Source organism: Pedobacter sp., from assembly GCF_035566355.1.
Lineage (GTDB): Bacteria > Bacteroidota > Bacteroidia > Sphingobacteriales > Sphingobacteriaceae > Pedobacter.
In genome coordinates, this window is sequence record NZ_DATMRL010000309.1 from 1 (window position 1) to 2576 (window position 2576).

Sequence of the window (2576 nt, forward strand, 5' to 3'; positions counted from 1 at the left end):
GCTTATGCTGTGTATTCCATTTTAGGGATGAATATCCAGGATAAAATAAAACCCGCGGTGCCAGGACACTGCGGGTTTAATCAAATCTTCTGTTAAGAAGATCTATATCAGTTCTACACTTCTGCTTACAAATTCAGTCAGTTCAGCACCTGTCAGCATCCCTTGTGCCAACAGAGCTAAATCCACCGCTTGTTTAGCCAGTGTTTTTTGTTCTTCTTCATTTTCGCTTTTCAGGATACGGGAAATCAATTTATGGTTACCGTTAATAGCAACTTTATAGTTGTCTGGCATATTGCCATAGAAACCCATACCGCCACCCATTTGGGCCATATCTTTCATCCTGCGCATAAACTCATCCATGGTTACAGTAACAGGTAATTCCTCTGGATTCAATCCAACCACCTCTACATGCATACCTGGCTTGGTGATCGCTTTTTCAAAAACCTCTTTTACCGTTTTAGATTGTTCTTCTGTTAAGACAGATTCAGTACTCTCGTCTTTTTCAATCAGCTTGCTTGCTACACTTGAATCTACGCGTTTTAAGGACGTTTTTTCCAGCTTGTGCTCTAATGAGCTGATGAAGTGATTATCGATCGGAGAATTCATTAAAAGCACATCGTAATCCTTTTTATTGGCCGATTGAATGAAACTATCCTGTTTAGCCGGATCATTGGTATAGATATACACCACTTGTCCGTTTTTATCTGTTTGAAAATCTTTTACTTTTTCGCGGTATTCATCCAGTGTATAGTTTTCGTTCTTCGTGTTGGTCAGCAAGGCGAAATCTTTGGCTTTATCATAAAACTTCTCTTCGCTCACCATACCATATTTTACAAACAGACCGATATCGCTCCATTTTTCTTCGTAACCCTTACGGTCCTTGTTGAATAATTCCTGCAATTTATCCGCAACTTTTTTGGTGATATAGCTGTTGATCTTTTTCACATTGCTGTCTGCCTGTAAAAAGCTTCTGGATACGTTCAAAGGAATATCCGGGGAATCGATTACCCCGTGCAACAACATTAGGAATTCGGGAACAATGTCTTTAACCTCATCTGTGATAAATACCTGACGAGAGAACAATTTGATCTTGTTGCGCTGCATATCGAAATCATTCTTCACTTTCGGGAAGTACAATACGCCTGTTAAGTTAAAAGGATAATCTACATTCAGGTGTATCCAGAATAAAGGATCTTCAGAGAAAGGATACAGTTGTTTGTAAAAATCAAGATAGTCCTGGTCTGACAAATCTGCAGGTGCTTTTGTCCAGATCGGGTTGGTGGTATTGATGATATTGTCTACCTCTACAGATTTTGTTTTTGGTTTTCCTTCTTCATCTTCGCCATCCGGTTCTTGTTCTGTAGTGGTACCAAATTTAATTGGAACCGGCAGGAATTTGCCATATTTATCCAGGATCTCCCCCAGTTTTTGTTTGCTTAAAAACTCTTCTGATTCACCGTTGATGTGCAGGATGATATCTGTACCACGCGTAGTCCTGCTGCCTTCAGAAATTTCATAACTGGTGCTGCCATCGCAAGTCCATTTTGCTGGCTCGGCGCCGTCTTGATAGGACAAGGTCTGGATCTCTACAAGATCTGCTACCATAAAGGCAGAATAGAAGCCTAAACCAAATTTACCGATGATTTCGTTGGCGTCTTTGGCATCTTTAAATTTCTCTACAAATTCACTTGCTCCGGAGAAAGCCACCTGATTGATGTACTTTTTAATCTCTTCAGCTGTCATTCCTAAACCATTATCTGAGATGGTGATGGTTTTTTTCTCTTCGTCCAGCGCCACTTCAACAAGGGGTTCCCCAAGCTCACCATTGTACTGACCAAGAGCTGCAAGGCGTTTGATTTTTTGTACTGCATCAACCGCGTTTGAAACCAGCTCGCGCAAAAAGATTTCATTATCTGAGTACAGGAACTTTTTAATGATCGGGAAAATGTTTTCGGTGTGTATGGAAATACTTCCTTTTTCTTCTATGCTCATATATTAGGATTATTTTTGTTTAACATATACAGCTTATCAAGCCTTGTTCCAATCTTTAAACTTGTCAATTTGACAGTAAATGATCTCGTTTTCGAGATCTTTCCGTATTATTGGATATACCTATGCTAAACCTATGAATTTTGACCTCTTAAAAAAATTAAGGGAAGAGCAGCTGATCGGTCCTGAATCTTTTGAAAAGATAGAGCAGCAGCAAGCCCAGCCTTTATTTTCCCTGCACTGGGAGTTAAAAACCCTGTTGTACCTGGGCGTGATGCTGCTGAGTACCGGATTGGGTATCCTCATTTATCAGAATATAGATACGATTGGCCATCAGGTTATTTTGCTGATCATTGCTCTGATCTGCGGGGCGTGTTTTTTCTATTGTTTTAAACAAAAACTTCCCTTTAGCCGGGAAAGGGTAAAGTCTCCGGGCTCCTTTTTTGATTATGCCCTTTTACTGGGTTCACTTAGCTTTCTGACCTTTGTGGGCTATATACAGTTCCAGTACCATCTTTTCGGAACAAATTATGGCCTGGCTACTTTTATCCCCATGGTGGTTTTGTTCTTTCTGGCTTATGAATTTG

2 protein-coding genes are annotated in these 2576 nt (G+C 40.2%); one reads left to right on the forward strand and one right to left on the reverse strand.

Going from position 1 to position 2576, the window contains the following annotated elements; translation table 11 throughout:
* Positions 1-102 precede the first annotated feature (102 nt).
* Positions 103-1992 (reverse strand): molecular chaperone HtpG, encoded by a 1890-nt coding sequence (htpG, locus tag VNZ46_RS12135; protein ID WP_349255991.1) that lies wholly within the window; start codon positions 1990-1992, stop codon positions 103-105.
* A gap of 133 nt (positions 1993-2125) precedes the next feature.
* On the opposite strand from htpG, the gene VNZ46_RS12140 reads away from it, so the two are divergent.
* Positions 2126-2576: DUF2157 domain-containing protein (locus tag VNZ46_RS12140; RefSeq protein WP_325560398.1), on the forward strand; the 451-nt coding region annotated here is incomplete at its 3' end.

Bases quoted from the DNA above. Each gene is read 5' to 3' on its own strand.
- htpG (WP_349255991.1), bottom strand. From the start codon at position 1,992: ATGAGCATAGAAGAAAAAGGAAGTATTTCCATACACACCGAAAACATT.